Raw genomic sequence first — 1,382 nt, forward strand, 5'->3', positions numbered from 1 at the left:
AAAAAGCTTCACCAAAAACCTTTATAATTTCAGTGTGTTATCGATCCTGACTTTTCAAACAGTCTCTAAAGAATGATAAAAGTTGTCGGGGAATTGCTTTTGCCCAGATAATGCCTCGTCCTTGCAACGTTCCCTGAAAAAAGCTGCATCAAAAACTTTTATGATTCCGGTAGGTTACGGGGGCTGTTTTTCAGGCAGTCTCTGATTGGGAATATGCAATAAAGCCCGTTCGGCGTTTCTGAAGGAATGATGCAAAAGCATGGACAGGGGATTTTTGTCGCGGCGCAGGGGGGCGCGACGCAAGGGGCTGCAACACCGGGAACGGTACCATAGGGGATCGAAAGGCTGGTGGCCCGGACATTCCGGTGCGCGTGCCGTGGTGGGGGCATCTGTGCTGGTGGTGGGCATGGGGCTGGCGATGTCACCGTCCCCCGCACATCCCGCACCGTCCGGCCCATCGTTGTCCGGCCCGCCCTTGCCGGATGGGCGGGTGTTCCTGCCTCCGCCTCCAGCCGCCGAAACCGCAGGCAGCGCCGCCGATGCCAGCATCTTTGCCGATACACGTGTGCAGGAAGGCAGCGGGCGGTGGAAACTGGCGCAGCGTGATGCCCGGCATGGGGTGGGACATATGCTGTCCGCTTTTTCCTGTGCGGCGGGTTTTACGCTGTCACCTGCCCATCTGCCACGGCTGGAAGCGTTGCTGACACGGATGGAGGCACGGGTTGAACCCGTGATTGCGTTGGAAAAGGCGCAATGGAACCGCCCGCGTCCCTATTCCGCGATGGAATTGCCCCTGTGCGTGGCCGAACGGGGGGAGGTGGCGCATACGCCGTCCTATCCTTCCGACTATGCCACGCTGGGATGGATGACGGGGGCTGTACTGTCGGACCTGCTGCCCACGCGTACGGCCCAGATCATGCGCCGGGCGCGCATCTATGGTGAAAGCCGTGTGATCTGTGGCGTCCACTGGCACAGTGATGTCACGGCGGGATGGATGAATGGGGCCGTGCTGTATACCGCCATGCGGCAGGAGGCGGACTTTGCGCAGGGTCTTGACGCCGCCCGTACGGAAATCGAGGCCCTGCGCGATCATCCCCCCGCCCACCTGCCGCCGCCCGATCCCGGTGAATGCGCGCAGGAAGACGACGCCGCAGCCCATTCCCCCCAGTAAGGCTGTCCCCGGTAAGGACGCTTTCAGTAAGGACGCACAGAAGTTAAGCGGCTTGGTCTTTTTAAAGTGGGGTCTTTTTAAAAAAGGCAATGCCTTACAAAATATCGTTAAAAACTTTCCCTAAAACTTTTAGAGATTGCTTGAAAACAAATCATTGATAAAAAATCAGAAAAGTTTTTGGGTGCCGCCTTTTTTCAAAAAGGCGGCGTCT

1 protein-coding gene is annotated in these 1,382 nt (G+C 57.3%); it reads left to right on the forward strand.

Annotated elements, in window-relative coordinates:
* Positions 1-259 precede the first annotated feature (259 nt).
* Positions 260-1,171: an acid phosphatase gene (locus B7G66_RS14495; protein ID WP_003621455.1), complete on the forward strand. Its 912-nt coding sequence runs from the start codon at positions 260-262 to the stop codon at positions 1,169-1,171.
* Positions 1,172-1,382: the final 211 nt, after the last annotated feature.

Source organism: Novacetimonas hansenii JCM 7643 (assembly GCF_000964405.1).
In the GTDB taxonomy this organism is placed as follows: Bacteria; Pseudomonadota; Alphaproteobacteria; order Acetobacterales; family Acetobacteraceae; genus Novacetimonas; species Novacetimonas hansenii.

Excerpts from the sequence above, each read along its gene's own strand:
- B7G66_RS14495 (WP_003621455.1), top strand. The coding sequence starts at position 260 with ATGGACAGGGGATTTTTGTCGCGGCGCAGGGGGGCGCGACGCAAGGGG.